Raw genomic sequence first — 16,270 nt, 5'->3', positions numbered from 1 at the left:
GAGACCGATGATCTTCGGGCGTTCCCAGCGCGGCAAGCCGCCGGTCGAGCCCGTCACGCTCAAGATCCTGGTGGCCGGCGGCTTCGGCGTGGGCAAGACCACCCTCGTCGGCGCGGTCAGCGAGATCCGGCCGCTGCGCACCGAGGAACTGCTCACCGAGGCCGGGCGGCCCGTCGACGATCTGAGCGGTGTGGAGGAGAAGCACACCACCACGGTGGCCATGGACTTCGGACGCATCACGCTGCGCGAGGACCTGGTGCTCTATCTGTTCGGCACCCCCGGCCAGGAGCGGTTCTGGTTCATGTGGGACGAGCTGTCCGAGGGGGCGCTGGGGGCCGTCGTCCTGGCCGACACCCGCCGTCTGGAGGACTGCTTCGCCGCCGTCGACTACTTCGAACGGCGTTCCATCCCGTTCCTGGTCGGCGTCAACTGCTTCGAGGGCTCGGCCCGCTATCCCTCCGAGACCGTCCGCCAGGCCCTCGACCTGGATGCCGATGTGCCCGTGGTGATGTGCGACGCGCGTGACCGGGAGTCGGTGAAGGAGGTCCTCGTCGGTGTGGTCCAGCACGCGATGGCCCAGGCGGCCGACCGCCGCCGGGTCGTCACGACCTGACCGGCACCGGTCACCGGTCACAGAACTCCGCCTCCAGCACCGCGTCCTCGGCGGCCTGGCTGCCCCAGTCGCCGTTTCTGTTGAGGGTCAGCACGTGGCGGCCGTCGCGGGTGGCCGCCACCCGCGACAGGGAGCCGGGGACCTGGCGGCCGTGGCCCCACACGGTCACGCCGCAGGAGAGTGTGTCACCCCGGATCCCCAGCCCGTAGACGGCGGTGCCCTCGGTGGCGTGGTACGTCCGCCGGGTCGTCGGCGCCTCCTCCTCCCCTTCCTCCTCGACGATGGGCACCGTTGCGAACATCTCCTTCATCTGCTGTCGGGGCAGCAGTTCGCCGCGGAGCAGTGCGCCGAAGAACCGGTTGACGTCCCGGGTGTTGGAGATGATCTCGCCCGCGGCACCGGCGACGGAGGGGTTGAACTCCGTGACGTCGTGCACGGGTGCGTTCGGGGCGTCGTCGTAGAGCTTGGAGTAGTGCCTGCCGTGCGGGCGCGGCACCGCGGCGGACGAGCCGGGCACGATGGTGGAGCGGAGCCTCAGCGGTTCGATGATCCGCCGCTCGACCTGGTCGGCGTAGTCGTCGCCCGTGGCCTTCTCGATGACCAGGCCGGCGAGGATGTAGTTGGTGTCGGAGTACGCCCAGCCGGTGCCGGGAGCGAACAGCGGGCGGTGGGACAGGCCGATCCCCACCAGCTCCTCAGGGGTGGCGCCGTCGTAGCGGTGGGCCAGGAAGGACTCGCCGGTGAACTTGGCGAGGAAGCCCTCGTCGCGGTTGTAGTTGAAGATCCCGCTGGTGTGGTTGAGCAGGTGGCGCAGGGAGACCTTCCGGCCGTCGTTGCCCCGGCCCCGTACGAGACCCGGCAGCCAGTCGTCGACGGTGTCGTCGAGCGAGAGGACGCCTTCCGCGTCCAGTTGCAGCAGCACCGTGGCGGTGAACGTCTTGGTGAGGCTGCCGATCCGGAAGTGGTCGGCGGGACGGCGCTGTTCGCCCGTCCTCAGGCGCGCCACACCGGCGTCGCCCGACCACCGGTCACGGCCTTCCCGTACCGCGGCGAGCGCGCCCGGTGTGCCCTCCGCGACGATCGCGTCCAACGCCGCCCGAGTCGCGGCGTGCCGGCCGCGTAAGCCGTCCCCCCGGTCGTCCGCGCCGTTCGCCGCGGCCGGTACCGCCGAGACGGTGCCGGTGGCCACCAGCGCGCACACCGACGCCGTCACGACCAGCCGGAGCCCCGCTCCGCCCCGTTCGGCCTTCCCACCCTGCCGCCGCCCCGACGGGCGCACTCGATCAGTCATCGGCTTCCCCCTGATGCCTCTGATGCTCGGACGCGACGGTCATCGCGCTCCGTGATCCACATTCAATCCGAGCGGAATGTCGCGAACATCAGGGAGAACCCCGAAAGACCCCCGGCACGACCCTCAGTCGGCCGGACCCGGACCGTCTTCGTCCTCCAGCCAGCCGAAGCTCTTCTCCACCGCCCTGCGCCAGTTGCGGTACTCGCGGTCGCGCACCGACGACTCCATCGCCGGTGCCCACTCGGCGTCCCGCTGCCAGTGCGCCCTGAGCGCGTCCAGGCCGCTCCACACACCCGTGGCCAGCCCGGCCGCGTACGCGGCGCCGAGGCAGGTCGTCTCGGAGACACGGGGCCGGATCACCGGCACGCCCAGTACGTCCGCCTGGTGCTGCATCAGCAGACCGTTCTTCGTCATGCCGCCGTCGACCTTGAGCGTCGTGATGCGCACCCCGGAGTCCTGGTACATCGCGTCCACGACCTCCCGCGTCTGCCAGCTCGTCGCCTCCAGCACCGCCCGCGCGAGATGCGCCTTGGTGACGTACCGGGTGAGGCCGGTGACCACCCCGCGGGCGTCGGAACGCCAGTACGGCGCGAAGAGCCCGGAGAACGCGGGCACGATGTAGGCGCCCCCGTTGTCCGTCACGCTCGCCGCCAGTGGCTCGATCTCGTCCGCGTCGCCGATGATGCCGAGCTGGTCGCGGAACCACTGCACCAGGGAGCCGGTGACGGCGATCGAGCCCTCCAGACAGTAGACCGGCGCCTCGTCGCCGATCTTGTAGCCCATCGTCGTGAGCAGCCCGCTCTTCGACGGCACCGGCCGGTCACCGGTGTTGAGCAGCAGGAAGCTGCCCGTGCCGTAGGTGTTCTTCGCCGTGCCCACGTCGTAGCAGGCCTGTCCGAACACGGCCGCTTGCTGGTCGCCGAGCGCGGAGGCCACGGGCACGCCGGCGAGCTGGCCGACGGCGGTGCCGTACACCTCTGCGGACGACCTGATCTCGGGCAGCACGGCCTCAGGGATGTTCATCGCCGAGAGGATGGCCGGGTCCCACTGGAGGGTGCGGAGGTCCATCAGCATGGTGCGCCCGGCGTTGGTCACGTCCGTGACGTGCCGCCCGCCCTCGGTACCGCCGGTGAGGTTCCAGATCAGCCAGGAGTCGATGGTGCCGAAGGCGATCTCACCGCGCTCGGCGCGAGCCCTGAGGCCGGGCACGTTGTCGAGCAGCCAGGCCGCCTTCGGCCCGGAGAAGTAGCTCGCCAGCGGCAGTCCGGTCGACTCGCGGAATCGGTCCTGCCCGTCCGTGCCACCCAACTGGCGGCACAGCGCCGACGTACGGGTGTCCTGCCACACGATGGCGTTGTGCACCGGCTTGCCGGTCGCCCGGTCCCACAGCACGGTCGTCTCGCGCTGGTTGGTGATGCCCAGCGCGCTGAGCCGGTCGGCGCGCAGCCCGGCCTTGGCGATCGCCCCGGCGACCACCGCCTGCACCTTGGACCAGATCTCGGTGGCGTCGTGCTCCACCCAGCCCGGTTTGGGGAAGATCTGGCGGTGTTCGCGCTGGTCGGCGGCGACGATCGCGCCGTCCTGGTCGAACACGATGCAGCGGCTGGAGGTGGTGCCCTGGTCGATCGCGGCGACGTACTTCGTGGAGTGGTCCGTCATGGCTGCCCCTTGGGCTGGATTCGGAGGACGGAGGGCCGTGTTTCAGAAGGCCAGGTTGTAGATGAGCCCGGCGAGCACCCCGCCGATCAGCGGCCCGGCCACCGGAATCCAGGCGTAACCCCAGTCGGAGGTGCCCTTGTTGGGGATCGGCAGGAAGCTGTGCACGATGCGGGGACCGAGGTCGCGCGTGGGGTTGATGGCGTAACCGGTCGGCCCGCCGAGGGAGAGGCCGATCCCGACCACGAGCAGGGAGACGATCAGCACCAGCGTCCCGGACTCGCCGAGCCCTTCGGTGAGTCCGAAGGCGAGGATCGGCAGCACGAGCCCCACGGTCGCGATGATCTCCGTGACCAGGTTGGCGACCGGGTTCCGGATCTCCGGGATCGTGGAGAAGATGCCGAGCGTCGGCACCGGCTCGTCCGCGGTGCCGTCGGTGGTACGGGTCTGGCGGACGTTGGCCTGGAACTGGGCGAAGTAGGTGAGGTAGCACAGGGCGGCGCCGAGCATCGCCCCCACGAACTGTCCGAGCAGGTAGACCCAGACCTTGCCCCACTCGCCGGTGTCGACGGCGATCCCGAGGGTGACGGCCGGGTTGAGATGCCCGCCGGACAGGGGCGCCGCGGTGTACGCGCCCGCCAGCACACCGAACCCCCAGCCGAACGCGATCACCACCCACCCCGACGCCCGCGCCTTGCTGTACCGGAGGGTCACGGCGGCGCAGACACCCGCGCCGAAGAGGATGAGGATCGCCGTACCGATGATCTCGCCGACGAAGATGTCTCCGTTGCTCATGGCGGCTCCTAGGCCCTGGCCCGGGACGGTCGGCCCCGGTCCTCATGTGCGGGGTGCGTTCCCATGGCGAGTTCCGCCGCGGGGGCGTGGGTGACGAGCGTGCCGTAGCAGCCGAACCACCCGTGGGGGAGCGGGCCCCCGTCACCGGGGAACCCGCGCGACGCAGTGCCGGAATACGCCGAGATGTGAGGCTATGTCGACTGACACCGGAAGTGTTCACCGGCGTCCGGGGAGCGTCAAGGTGGCCGACCGCAACGGTTCCGACGACGCGCCGCCACGCGCGCGTGGCCGACGACATGCCCCGCCCTCTGGCGCGGCGGGCCTCCGCTCAGCCCGCGGGCGCCGCCGACCGGTCCGAGCCGCGCCGCACCTCGTGCCCCGGCGCACCCGCCCGGCCCAGCACCCAACTCGCGCCGCGCAACGCCTTGGCGGCCTTCTTGAGCGGTGCCAGGCCGGCCGCGGCCTGCCGGTGGTCCGGCACGGTGCCCGGCGCGCACAGGACCGTCGCCAGGGAGAGCGTCACGGGCCGCCCGCCGGCCGACCACGGGACGTCAAGGACGGAGGCGGCCAGCGGATCCAGCCCGTCCGGGTCGGTGAGCACCAGGAAGTCGTCTCCGCCGATGTGCCCCACGCGCGTGGTCCCCCTCGCCGACCGCAGCAGCGCCTGCCCGACCGACCGGATCAACTCGTCGCCGGCGGCGAACCCGGCCCCGTCGTTCACCTGCTTGAAGTGGTCCACGTCGAGCCAGCTCAGCGCGAACGCCCGCCCGTCCGCGATCCGCCGGTCCACCTCGTCCGTGATGGCGTCCGAACCGGGCAGCCGGGTCAGCGGGTTGAGCCCGGCCGCCTCTTCCACCCGGCTCTCGGCCAGCGCCCGCACCAGGTCCGCGAGCCGTACGACGCCCACGCACCGCCCGTACGCGTCGACCACGGCCACGTCGTCCGACGTACGGCCCCGGCCGCCGACGGCCACCACGTCCAGCACCTCCCAGGCCGTCGCGTCGACGCCCACCGTCCGCGGCGCGTCGCCCAGCTTCGCGGCCGGGCGGTCGGCGTACAGGGCGTGTCCGTAGCGTGCCGACATGGACAGCAGGAAGCGGGAGCGGTGCACCGACCGCACCGGCACGCCGTCGCGGTCCACGAGCAGCACCCCGGACACGTCGGGCGACCCGGTCAGCAGGGCCCGCACCTGCTCCGCCGAAGCCGTCACGGGCAGCAGCGCGGCCGGCCGCACGAACTGCCGTACCGACGGCCCCGACCGGGGCGCCGGTACGACGCCGGGCGAGCCGGACGGAACGTACACGTCCGCCGCGGGCAGCCGCGCCGGCGGCGCGAACAGCTCGCCCTGCGCCCATTGCGCGCCGGCCGCCCGCGCGACGGCGTACTGCGTCTCCGTCTCCACCCCCTCGACGGACAGCAGCGCCCCCATCCCATCGCACAGCACCCGCATCGCCCGCACCGCCGCCGGCCTGGCCAGCAGCGACGCGTCGAGCTTGACCAGTTCCGGCGCCAGGTCCGTCAGCAGCCGCAGCGGCGCGTCCCCGTCGCCCACCCCGTCCGCGGAAATCCGGAACCCCTGCCCCCGCAGCACGGTCAACGCCTCCAGCAGGGCCTGCCGCGGCACGTGCGTGTACGGCGGACAGACGTCCAGCGTCACCTCCCACGGCATCCGGCCCGCCTCACGCACGGCGTCGTGCAGGGGCCGCAGCCCACCCAGGTCGGCGAGGGTGCCCGCGAACACGTTGACGTGCAGCGGCAGCAGCGTCTCCTTGCGCACCGCCGCGCGCAGCGCCGACACCGCCAGACGGCCGTCGAGTTCGGGGTCGCGGCGCGCCTCGGCCAGGATGTCTCCGCTCTCCGGGCGGGCGAGTATCTCCAGCGCCGCGACCCCGCCGGTCATCAGATTGACCACCGGTTGGAAGGCGAAGCGGAGAGTGTCCGTCCAGGAGCGCACGGGAGCAGGATCGCGCCGCCGGCACCCACGCGGGCCCAGTTCATGAGACGTTCACGCGGGATTCCGGCTCGCCGGCGCCGCACACGCGCGGTGAGTCGTCGGCCCGCCCACTTCCCTCACGGGAGTCGATCCTGATAGATGCAGGGAACATGACACGACTCTCGACCGCGCTGCGCGCTCTGGCCACCGCCTTCGCCGCCCTGCTCGCCGTCACGGCCGTCCCCGCCACCGCACAGGCCCGGCCTGAACCGAGGGCCCCCGAGAACTTCGTGGCCCTGAGAAGCGTCGACCCGACGATCATCGAGGAGATCCGCTACGTCACCCCGCACAACTTCGTCGGCGAACCGATCGACGGCTACCGGCAACCCCTGTGCATCCTCACCCGCCCCGCGGCCAAGGCCCTCCACAAGGCGCAGACCCGGCTGCTGCGCCAGGGCTACTCCCTGAAGGTGTACGACTGCTACCGGCCGCAGCGCGCCGTCGACCACTTCGTCCGCTGGGCCGAAGACCTCGACGACCAGGACATGAAGGCCGAGTTCTACCCGGAGGTCGACAAGACCCGCCTGTTCGACGACGGCTACATCGCGGAGAAGTCCGGCCACAGCCGGGGCTCGACCATGGACCTGACGATCGTACGGCTCCCGGCGAAGCACACCCCGCCGTACCGGCCCGGACAGCCCCTGGTGCCGTGCTTCGCACCGCAGGACGAACGCTTCCCCGACAACTCCGTCGACATGGGCACCGGATACGACTGCTTCGACACCCGCTCCCACACCCTCGACCCCCGCGTACAGGGCACCCAGCGCGCCAACCGGCTCCTGCTCAAGGACACCTTGGAGCGCGTCGGCCTGGTAAACCTCCCCGAGGAGTGGTGGCACTTCACGTACAAGCCCGAGCCCTACCCGGACACCTACTTCGACTTCCCGGTCTCCGCCAGGTCCCTCGCCGGACGCTGCTGAACGGCCTGCCGGAGCCGCCCGCTCCGCGATCGGATACAGTCCGCCGCGTGTCCGAAACTCAAGCCTCCGTTCCCAACTCCGCGCCGAATTCCCACTGTTCGAGCTGCGGTACGCCCTACGGAGAGGGCGTCTCCGGCTGGTCCCGCACCTGCCCCGCGTGCGGCACCGTGGCCTACCGCAACCCGCTGCCGGTCGCGGTGGCCCTCCAGCCCGTGTACGACACGCAGGGCACCGCCCTGGTGGTCATCACCCGCACCGTGGCCCCCGCGCGCGGGGGCGTCGCCCTGCCCGGCGGCTACATCGACGACCGAGAGGACTGGCGGCAGGCCGTCGTCCGCGAACTCAAGGAGGAGACCGGCATCGACGCGGCGAGCCACGACGTACGGCTCGCCGACGCCATGAGCTCGCCCGACGGCCACCTGCTTCTCTTCGGCTCCCTCCCCGAGCGTCCGGTCGAAAGCCTCCCCACCTCCCACGCCACCGACGAGACCGAGGGCTGGCACCTCCTGCGCCGGGCGGAGGAGCTGGCCTTCCCGCTCCACACCAGGGCCGTACGGTCCTGGTTCGAGGGCCGCTACCTCTGAGCCGGGCGCTCGACCAGGCCCCGCACACGCACCGGACAGGACGGCTCGCCCGCTCCGTCCCCACCCTCGCGCCGCACGACCACCCGCCGACCCTCCCAGCGCGACACGTAGCGCTCGATCTCCGGTTCCACCCACCCGTCGCCCGCGTCCCGCACGACCAGCCCACCGCCGGTCCGCCCCCGCGCGGGCGCCCACACCTCCAACGCCGGCGCCCCGTCCTCCCCGCGTACCGGAACCACCGCTCCCGCGCGCGCGAACACCGGGATCCGCGCCAACGGAGCCTCCACGAGCACCTGCGCCGGCCCCTCGTACGCCCGCTCCGTCACCACGTCGTACCACCGCCCCCGCGGCAACTGCACCGCACGCCGGTCCGCCCCCGGATCGAGCACCGGCGCCACCAGCAGGCAGTCGCCGAGCAGGAACGCGTCCTCGCAGTCCCGCAACGTCCGCTCCTCCGGCGTCGCCCACCACAGCGGACGCACGTACGGCGCACCCGTACGCCGGGCCAGATGCGCCAGTGTCACGAAGTACGGCAGCAGCCGCCGCCGCTCGACGAGCGCCAGGCGCGCGTGCTCCAGCACCTCGGCCCCGAACTCCCACGGCTCCCTGCGCCCCGCCCGAGGCCCCCCGTGGGTGCGGAACAAGGGCAGGTGGGCCGCCAGCTGGAACCACCGCAGATACAGCTCCGGCGACGGACTCCCGTCGGTCCCGCCCACGTCCGGCCCCGAATACGGCACCCCGCACAGCCCGAGCCCCAACACCGACGCCAGCGACGCCCGCAGCCCCGGCCAGCCCGTGGCCACGTCCCCTGACCACGTGCCGCCGTACCGCTGCAGGCCGGCCCACCCGGAGCGTGAGACGACGAACGGCCGCTCATCGGGCGCCAGAGCCCGCAACCCCTCGTACCCCGCGCGGGCCATGCACAGGCCGTAGACGTTGTGCGCCTCCCGGTGGTCACCGCCCCTGCCCTCCAGCCAGTGGCGGGCCGAGCGCGGCAGCGTCGGCTCCCCGAAGGCGGTGAATGACGTGGGCGCGTTCAGGTCGTGCCAGACACCGGCGAACCCCTGCCCCAGCCGCTCCTCGTAGAGCCCGCCCCACCACGCACGCGCACGCGCGTGCGTGAAGTCCGGAAAGACCACGTCCCCCGCCCGTGCCACACCCCGGACGGCCGGCCCGGAAGCTTCCCGCACGAACGCGTCCTCGCGCGTGCCACCGTCGTACACCGTGTTGCCGGGCACGGCGGGCACGGCGGGTTCGACGACCGACACCAGCCGAATCCCGTCCCGCCGCAGCTCCTCGGCGAGGACGGGCAGCTTGGGGAACCGCTCCTCGTCGACGGTGAACACCTGGTGGGCGTCCGCATGACCGATGCCCAGGTGCACCGCGTCGAGCGGCAGATCACGCTCCTGATAGCCGGTGACGACCCGCCGTACCTCCTCCTCGTCGCCGGAGCCCCACAGCGCGTGATGGTGACCCAGCGCCCACGAGGGCGGCAACGCGGGCGCCCCGGTCAGCGAGGCCCAGGCAAGCAGCACACGCGCGGGCGTACCGACCATCACCCAGCACCGCAGCGGACCGCCGTCCATCCGCAGCACACTCCGCCCCGGCCGGTCGTGCCCGGAGCCCGCCCCCTCCTCGCCCTCCCGCAAGGCCACCGTTCCGTCCCACGCGCTGTCGTGAAAGACCAGATGCGTCCCGGCGTCGGCCACCACCAACTGCACCGGCATCGTGACGGACAACGAGTCCGCACCCGGTACGGAGGGCAGGCCGGAGTCGGTGTTCCACAGCCGGTACGTGCCCTCCCGCAACCGGGGCCCCGCGGACCGCCCGCCGAGCCCGAAGAACCGGGCGTCCGCCGCCACCTCCGACCGCTGCGTCCAGCGCGCCGGCCCGCCGTCGGCCGGCTCCCACCAGCGCGGCGGCAGCTCACGCCGCAGAACCACGCCCCCCGGTGTCCGCACCTCGACCGCCCCGTGCCGGGACACGGCCACCGTCGCCCGCTCCGCGACCACCCGCCGGCCGCCGTCCTTGTCCGGCTCCAGCACCGCCCGCGGATCCGGCTCAGGACAGCGGCCCGCCAACGCGTACGACGGCTCCGGCCCGGCCCCGTCCCAGCCCCAGAAGACCGCCCCGTTCACGGCGACGAGGATGCGCAGCTCCGAGCGGCCGAACCGGATCACCCCACCCCCCGGTCCGGGCTCCACCTCCCGCATCGGCCCCGGCACCCGTGCGCGCTCCGCACCCCGCGGCGGCAGTCCCACGGCATCGGCCCGCCTCCGGCGCCACGCCGCCCGTACGGTACGCAACCCCTGCGCCGCCCCCGCAGAACCGAACGTCTTCATCGAACGCACCAGGTCACGACCGTCCATGCTGCTCACCCTGCCATCGACCAGCGCGCCCAGGGGCGTCGTTCAACTGCCGTTCACCCGTGACGGGCCCACATCTTCACGACGCCGACTATGTGGGGCCCGCCCTGGTGCGGAAGTCGATCACATGGCATCGTCCGTGTCAGCCGCGTCACGCGCACACCCCAGCCCGTGCGCGGAGGACGCACACGACGCGCACAGTCCGGGAGCCGCCCATGTCGACCGTCACCCCCCAGCCGCTCTGGCAGCCAGACCCGCAGCGCGTCGCCCAGGCGCGGATCACCAGATTCCAGACCTGGGCGTCCGAGCACCACGACGCCCCCGCCGACGGCGGCTACCCGGCACTTCACCGCTGGTCCGTGGACGAGCCGGAAACCTTCTGGAAAGCCGTCACGGAATGGTTCGACGTACGCTTCTCGACCCCCTACGCGCGCGTACTGGGCGACCGCGCGATGCCCGGAGCCCAGTGGTTCCCCGGCGCCACCCTCAACTACGCCGAGCACGCCCTGCGCGCCGCGGCCACCCGCGCGGACGAACCGGCCCTCCTCCACGTCGACGAGACCCATGAAACCGTCCCCGTCACCTGGGCCGAGCTGCGCCGCCAGGTCGGCTCACTCGCCGCCGAACTGCGGGCCCTCGGCGTTTGCCCCGGGGACCGCGTCAGCGGATACCTCCCGAACATCCCCCAGGCCGTGGTCGCCCTCCTCGCCACCGCGGCCGTCGGCGGCGTCTGGACCTCCTGCGCCCCCGACTTCGGCGCCCGTAGCGTCTTGGACCGCTTCCAGCAGGTCGAACCCGTCGTCCTGTTCACCGTCGACGGCTACCGCTACGGCGGCAAGGAACACGACCGCCGCGACACCGTCGCCGAACTCCGCCGCGAACTGCCCACCCTGCGCGCCGTGGTCCACATCCCGCTCCTCGGCACCGAGGCCCCCGACGGCGCGCTCGACTGGGGAACCCTGACGGCCGCGGACACGGAACCCGTCTACGAACAGGTGCCCTTCGACCACCCCCTGTGGGTGCTGTACTCCTCCGGCACCACCGGCCTGCCCAAGGCCATCGTCCAGTCCCAGGGCGGCATCCTGGTCGAACACCTCAAACAACTCGGCCTGCATTGCGACCTCGGCCCCGAGGACCGCTTCTTCTGGTACACGTCGACCGGCTGGATGATGTGGAACTTCCTCGTCTCCGGCCTGCTCACCGGGACGACGATCGTCCTCTACGACGGCAGCCCCGGATTCCCCGCGACGGACGCCCAGTGGCGTATCGCCGAACGGACCGGCGCCACCCTCTTCGGCACCTCCGCCGCCTACGTCATGGCCTGCCGCAAGGCCGACGTCCACCCGGCCCGCGACCTGGACCTCTCCAGGATCCAGTGCGTCGCCACCACCGGCTCCCCGCTCCCGCCCGACGGCTTCCGCTGGCTGCACGACGAGTTCGCCGAAAGCGGCACGGACCTGTGGATCGCCTCCGTCAGCGGCGGCACCGACGTGTGCTCCTGCTTCGCGGGCGCCGTCCCCACCCTTCCCGTGTACATCGGCGAACTCCAGGCACCGGGCCTGGGCACCGACCTCCAGGCCTGGGACCCCCACGGCAACCCCCTCACCGACGAGGTCGGCGAGCTGGTCGTCACCAACCCCATGCCCTCGATGCCGATCCACTTCTGGAACGACCCCGACGGCAGCCGCTACCACGACAGCTACTTCGACACGTACCCCGGCGTCTGGCGGCACGGCGACTGGATCACCCTCACCTCACGCGGCTCCGTCGTCATCCACGGCCGCTCCGACTCGACCCTCAACCGGCAGGGCGTCCGCATGGGCTCCGCCGACATCTACGAAGCCGTCGAACGACTCCCCGAGATCAGGGAATCCCTCGTCATCGGCATCGAACGACCGGACGGCGGCTACTGGATGCCCCTGTTCGTGCACCTGGCCCCCGGAGCCACCCTCGACGAGCCCCTGCTCGACCGCATCAAACGGACCATCCGCGAACAGCTCTCCCCGCGCCACGTCCCCGACGAGGTCATCGAGGTGCCCGGCATCCCGCACACCCTGACCGGCAAACGCATCGAGGTCCCGGTCAAGCGCCTCCTCCAGGGCACCCCCCTGGACAAGGCCGTCAACCCCGGCTCCATCGACAACCTCGACCTGCTCCACTTCTACGAGGACCTGGCCCGCAAACGCTCCTGACCAGGCCCTCGACCGGCCGGCCGCCCGCGACGGCGGCCGGCTCACCCGCGCCCGCCCGACGCCGTTGTCAGTGCCGCCGATTACTGTGAGTGAGCATTGATCGACCGTGCACAGGGGGAAACATGGCGCACACCGACCAGACCATGCGACGCGTCCTGCGCCGCGAAATCGCGGGCACCATCGGACTGCTCACCGACGAACACGACTTCCGCGCCATGCGGCGCTACCGCAGCTTCACCTTCCACGACCACGCCGCCTATCTCCGGCAGGTGGAAGCCCTCCTGAGGGCACGCGCCGCAGAGGGCTCCCACACCACGATCGCCCTCTTCGACCCGGAGGAGTACGCCGACTTCTGCACCACGGCGGGCCTCGACCCCGACGCCCCCGCCAGCCGGACCCGGTTCACCGCCGAACTCGCCATCAACGGCCCCACCGTCCCGTACGAGGGCCAGCCCCTCACCGACCTCCTGCCGGCCCTGGTCGACGAAGCCGTCCGCCAGGCCACCTGGGAGTACGCGGCCACCCTGCTCGCCCGCCTCGGCACCTGCTCCACCTGCGGCGAAGATCTCGGCCGAGCCGCCTTCACCCGAGCCTCACGCCTCCTGCTCCAGGTCCTGCGGACCGCCCCACCGGGTAACCGGCACCTGGTATGCAGCGTCTCGGGATCCCCGGAAGACCTCGTCTCCGTCCTGCACGCCGACGAGGAGATCGACGGCAACCCCCACGTCGACGAGGCCGAGGCCCTCGAATTCACCAGCGTCCTCGCCCTCGGCCTGGCCACCCACAGCCCCGGCGGACTCGTCATGCGCATCAGCCCGGCGAGCGGCCCCGACCGCATCCACGGCTGGCGACTGCGCGGATACGGCCTCGAACCTCTCACCGCCGGCGAGGTCTTCGACGCCTACTGCACCGACGTCGAGAACGGCGACCTCATCTCCCCGGAATCCAACGTCGACTACTGCGCTCCGCCCGACCTCGGAGACGACCACCTGCCCCCGGGACACCACCACTGACGACCGCGGGGCGCGCCCCACCCGAAGGTGGAACGCCCCGCACACAGCGGCAGCCGCGGCCCCGCCCGGCCCTATTCGCCGGACAGCACCGCCTGAGCCGCGTTGCGCGCCTCCTCGGCGCTCTCCGCCGCCCGGGCGGCCGCGGCGGCCCGCTCGCACTGCGCCAGCGTGAACTTCGCCAGCGTCGCCCGCACGTACGGCAGCGACGCCGCACCCATGGAGAGGGAGGTGACACCCAGCCCCGTCAGCACGCAGGCCAGCAGCGGATCCGACGCGGCCTCACCGCACACTCCGCAGCTCTTGCCCTCGGCCTTCGCCGCCTCGGCGGACAGCGCGACCAGGTCGAGCAGCGCCGGCTGCCAAGGGTCCTGCAGCCGGGACACCGCACCCACCTGACGGTCGGCGGCGAAGGTGTACTGCGCGAGGTCGTTCGTCCCCAGCGACAGGAACTCGACCTCCTGGAGGACCGAGCGCGCACGCAGCGCGGCCGAGGGGATCTCCACCATCGCGCCGAACTTCGCCCGCAGCCCGGCCTCGCGGCAGGCGTCCGCGAACGCCTTCGCGTCCGCCCGGTCAGCCACCATCGGCGCCATGACCTCTAGGTAGACCGGCAGACTCTCCGCCGCCTTCGCCAGCGCCGTCAGCTGCGTCCGCAGCACGTCCGGGTGGTCCAGCAGCGTCCGCAGCCCCCGCACGCCCAGCGCCGGGTTCGGTTCGTCGCCCGGGGTCAGGAAGTCCAGCGGCTTGTCCGCGCCGGCGTCCAGCACCCGCACGACGACCCGGCCCTCGGGGAACGCCTCCAGCACCCGCCGGTAGGCGGAGACCTGCTTCTCCTCCGTCGGTGCGTTCTTGCTGTCGTCGAGGAAGAGGAACTCGGTACGGAAGAGACCGACGCCCTCCGCCCCGGCCTCCACCGCCGCCGGTACGTCGGCGGGACCACCGATGTTCGCGAGCAGCGGCATCTTGTGCCCGTCCGACGTGGCGCCCGGGCCGGTCGCGGCGGCCAGCGCCGCCTTGCGCTCGGCCGCCTCCGCGGCCAGCCGCGCCTTCTTCTCCTCGCCGGGATTCACGAAGATCTCACCGGTGCTCCCGTCGACGGCCACGACCGTGCCCTCGGGAATCTCCCCGGCCCCCGGAAGCGCCACCACGGCCGGCACACCGAGCGCCCGCGCGAGGATCGCGCTGTGACTGGTCGGCCCGCCCTCCTCGGTGACGAAGCCGAGCACCAGCGTCGGGTCCAGCAGCGCGGTGTCGGCCGGCGCGAGATCCCGCGCGATGAGGACGTACGGCTCGTCGCTGTCCGGGACACCCGGCATCGGCACCCCGAGCAGCCGGGCGACGATACGATTCCGCACGTCGTCGAGGTCGGCCACGCGACCGGCCAGGTACTCTCCGGCACCGGCCAGCAGGGCGCGATACGCGGCGAAGGCGTCGTAGACCGCCCGCTCGGCAGTGCTGCCGACGGTGATCCGCCGCTCCACGTCCGCCATCAGCTCGGGGTCCTGGGCCATCATGGCCTGCGCCTCGAGAACCGCCTGGGCCTCACCCCCGGCCAGGTTGCCGCGCGCCATCAGATCGGCGGCCACAGCTTCCACGGCCTTGCGGGCACGCCCCTGCTCACGCTCCGCGTCCTCGGCCGGAATCTGCTTGGCCGGCGGCTCCAGCACCGCCGTCCCCATGTGCCGAACCTCGCCGATCGCCACGCCGTGGCTCACCCCGACGCCTCGCAGCGTTGTCTCCATCTCACCCGTCCCGATAATGCGGCGGGTCCCGCCGCCGCGGTGGTTGTCCTGCCGGCCGTCGGACGACGGCGTCGACGTCACTTCCAGAGGAAGAGACTCTCGCCGGCCTTCACGTCGCCGTCCTCACGCAGCTCGGCGAGCGCCTCGGCCGTGGCCTCCAGGGCCACGATCGGGCAGATCGGCGACTTGCCCGCGGCCTCGACACCGGCCGGGTCCCAGCGCACCACGCCCTGGCCGCGGACCACGGTGTCGCCCTTGTTCACCAGGAGCTCGAACCCCTCGCCGTTGAGCTGCACGGTGTCGATGCCGAGGTGGGTCAGCACACCGTGCCCGCTGTCGTCGACGACGACGAAGGCGTGCGGGTGCAGGGAAACGATGACGCCGTCGACGGGGGCGACCGCTTCGGAGGGTTCGCGCACGGGGTCGATGGCGGTGCCCGGGCCGACCATGGCCCCGGAGAAGACGGGATCCGGCACAGCGGCCAGGCCGATGGTGCGTCCTGCGAGCGGGGACGAGACGGTGGTCATGGGAAGCCTCCCAGGGCGGGGATCTGTACGAGCCGTCACTGCCTGTCCCGGACGGCACACTGTGCAGCAGCGTATGTCATAGGAAGTACCGGTTCCGCACGAGTGTTCCGAATAGAGGTCTAGACCACACTCGCCACAGATTTGCACCCGTTCCGCGGGCCCGTGTACAGTTGTGACTCTGCCTGCGGTTGAGCGATGCCAAGCAACATGTCCTCGCCCGGCAGCAACCAACTCATCAGATCCTATCGCTGGATCGCCTTCTGCATGCTCGCAGGACGGTGGTCAGAAGCACCGGGAAAGCCTGATAGTGTTGGAAACACCGAAGGGAAGCGCCCGGAGGAAAGCCGCGAGAGATTATCTCGGGTGAGTACAAAGGAAGCGTCCGTTCCTTGAGAACTCAACAGCGTGCCAAAAGTCAACGCCAGATATGTTGATACCCCGACCTGATCGGTTCTTCTGATCGGGTTGAGGTTCCTTTGAAACACACACAGCGAGGACGCTGTGAACGGTCGGATTATTCCTCCGACTGTTCCGCTCTCGTGGATAGCATTCACGGAGAGTTTGATCCTGGCTCAGGA

At 71.7% G+C, this 16,270-nt stretch carries 12 protein-coding genes; 5 read left to right on the top strand and 7 right to left on the bottom strand.

From position 1 onward, the window contains the following. Window positions 1-7: 7 nt before the first annotated feature. Window positions 8-613 (top strand): ATP/GTP-binding protein, encoded by a 606-nt coding sequence (locus tag ACFWR9_RS03035; protein WP_365635707.1) that lies wholly within the window; start codon window positions 8-10, stop codon window positions 611-613. A 10-nt stretch (window positions 614-623) separates the two neighbouring features. Here the strand turns inward: ACFWR9_RS03035 and ACFWR9_RS03030 are convergent, their stop codons facing one another. The 4 genes from ACFWR9_RS03030 to ACFWR9_RS03015 all read right to left on the bottom strand — a co-directional run bounded on the left by ACFWR9_RS03030 (window position 624) and on the right by ACFWR9_RS03015 (window position 6,309). Further along, window positions 624-1,904 carry a serine hydrolase domain-containing protein gene (locus tag ACFWR9_RS03030; RefSeq protein ID WP_383834597.1) on the bottom strand — a complete coding sequence of 427 codons (1,281 nt, stop codon included), beginning with the start codon at window positions 1,902-1,904 and terminating at the stop codon, window positions 624-626. A 123-nt stretch (window positions 1,905-2,027) separates the two neighbouring features. Next, complete coding sequence (gene glpK, locus ACFWR9_RS03025; RefSeq protein WP_383834594.1) at window positions 2,028-3,563, bottom strand: glycerol kinase GlpK; 1,536 nt, start codon at window positions 3,561-3,563, stop codon at window positions 2,028-2,030. 42 nt (window positions 3,564-3,605) lie between these two features. Then, window positions 3,606-4,355: an MIP/aquaporin family protein gene (locus ACFWR9_RS03020; protein WP_383834592.1), complete on the bottom strand. Its 750-nt coding sequence runs from the start codon at window positions 4,353-4,355 to the stop codon at window positions 3,606-3,608. Window positions 4,356-4,683: 328 nt separating this feature from the next. Next, a complete protein-coding gene (locus ACFWR9_RS03015; RefSeq protein WP_383834589.1) occupies window positions 4,684-6,309 on the bottom strand; it encodes an EAL domain-containing protein in 1,626 nt (541 codons plus the stop codon). Window positions 6,310-6,458: 149 nt separating this feature from the next. Here ACFWR9_RS03015 and ACFWR9_RS03010 point away from each other — a divergent pair, with 149 nt between their 5' ends. Both ACFWR9_RS03010 and ACFWR9_RS03005 read left to right on the top strand, forming a co-directional pair. Further along, window positions 6,459-7,268 (top strand): M15 family metallopeptidase, encoded by an 810-nt coding sequence (locus ACFWR9_RS03010; RefSeq protein WP_383834586.1) that lies wholly within the window; start codon window positions 6,459-6,461, stop codon window positions 7,266-7,268. A 47-nt stretch (window positions 7,269-7,315) separates the two neighbouring features. Beyond that, on the top strand, window positions 7,316-7,852 hold the full coding sequence (locus ACFWR9_RS03005; protein WP_383834583.1) for an NUDIX domain-containing protein: 537 nt from the start codon (window positions 7,316-7,318) through the stop codon (window positions 7,850-7,852). Here ACFWR9_RS03005 and ACFWR9_RS03000 read toward each other — a convergent pair. Next, a complete protein-coding gene (locus tag ACFWR9_RS03000; RefSeq protein WP_383834580.1) occupies window positions 7,843-10,221 on the bottom strand; it encodes a glycoside hydrolase family 31 protein in 2,379 nt (792 codons plus the stop codon). The genes ACFWR9_RS03005 and ACFWR9_RS03000 overlap by 10 nt on opposite strands. A gap of 212 nt (window positions 10,222-10,433) precedes the next feature. Here ACFWR9_RS03000 and ACFWR9_RS02995 point away from each other — a divergent pair, with 212 nt between their 5' ends. Together ACFWR9_RS02995 and ACFWR9_RS02990 are read left to right on the top strand one after the other, a co-directional pair. Then, a complete protein-coding gene (locus ACFWR9_RS02995; protein WP_383834577.1) occupies window positions 10,434-12,410 on the top strand; it encodes an acetoacetate--CoA ligase in 1,977 nt (658 codons plus the stop codon). Window positions 12,411-12,532: 122 nt separating this feature from the next. Then, entirely contained in the window at window positions 12,533-13,423 is an 891-nt protein-coding gene (locus ACFWR9_RS02990; RefSeq protein ID WP_383834574.1) for a hypothetical protein, read from the top strand. A gap of 71 nt (window positions 13,424-13,494) precedes the next feature. On the opposite strand, the gene ptsP is transcribed toward ACFWR9_RS02990, so the two are convergent. Both ptsP and ACFWR9_RS02980 read right to left on the bottom strand, forming a co-directional pair. Next, complete coding sequence (ptsP, locus tag ACFWR9_RS02985) at window positions 13,495-15,165, bottom strand: phosphoenolpyruvate--protein phosphotransferase (RefSeq protein ID WP_383834571.1); 1,671 nt, start codon at window positions 15,163-15,165, stop codon at window positions 13,495-13,497. Window positions 15,166-15,242: 77 nt separating this feature from the next. Beyond that, the gene (locus tag ACFWR9_RS02980) at window positions 15,243-15,692 is read right to left on the bottom strand and encodes a PTS glucose transporter subunit IIA (RefSeq protein WP_383834568.1); all 450 of its coding nucleotides are present in this window, start codon (window positions 15,690-15,692) and stop codon (window positions 15,243-15,245) included. Window positions 15,693-16,270 lie beyond the last annotated feature (578 nt).

Source organism: Streptomyces sp. NPDC058534, assembly GCF_042717365.1.
Lineage (GTDB): Bacteria > Actinomycetota > Actinomycetes > Streptomycetales > Streptomycetaceae > Streptomyces.
Note: the sequence above shows the minus strand (reverse complement) of the source record. Positions and strands in the feature narration are given on the sequence as shown.

Coding starts and splice junctions, on each gene's coding strand:
- ACFWR9_RS03035 (WP_365635707.1), top strand. CDS start 8: ATGATCTTCGGGCGTTCCCAGCGCGGCAAGCCGCCGGTCGAGCCCGTC.
- ACFWR9_RS03030 (WP_383834597.1), bottom strand. CDS start 1,904: ATGACTGATCGAGTGCGCCCGTCGGGGCGGCGGCAGGGTGGGAAGGCC.
- glpK (WP_383834594.1), bottom strand. CDS start 3,563: ATGACGGACCACTCCACGAAGTACGTCGCCGCGATCGACCAGGGCACC.
- ACFWR9_RS03020 (WP_383834592.1), bottom strand. CDS start 4,355: ATGAGCAACGGAGACATCTTCGTCGGCGAGATCATCGGTACGGCGATC.
- ACFWR9_RS03010 (WP_383834586.1), top strand. CDS start 6,459: ATGACACGACTCTCGACCGCGCTGCGCGCTCTGGCCACCGCCTTCGCC.
- ACFWR9_RS03000 (WP_383834580.1), bottom strand. CDS start 10,221: ATGGACGGTCGTGACCTGGTGCGTTCGATGAAGACGTTCGGTTCTGCG.
- ACFWR9_RS02995 (WP_383834577.1), top strand. CDS start 10,434: ATGTCGACCGTCACCCCCCAGCCGCTCTGGCAGCCAGACCCGCAGCGC.
- ACFWR9_RS02990 (WP_383834574.1), top strand. CDS start 12,533: ATGGCGCACACCGACCAGACCATGCGACGCGTCCTGCGCCGCGAAATC.
- ptsP (WP_383834571.1), bottom strand. CDS start 15,165: ATGGAGACAACGCTGCGAGGCGTCGGGGTGAGCCACGGCGTGGCGATC.
- ACFWR9_RS02980 (WP_383834568.1), bottom strand. CDS start 15,692: ATGACCACCGTCTCGTCCCCGCTCGCAGGACGCACCATCGGCCTGGCC.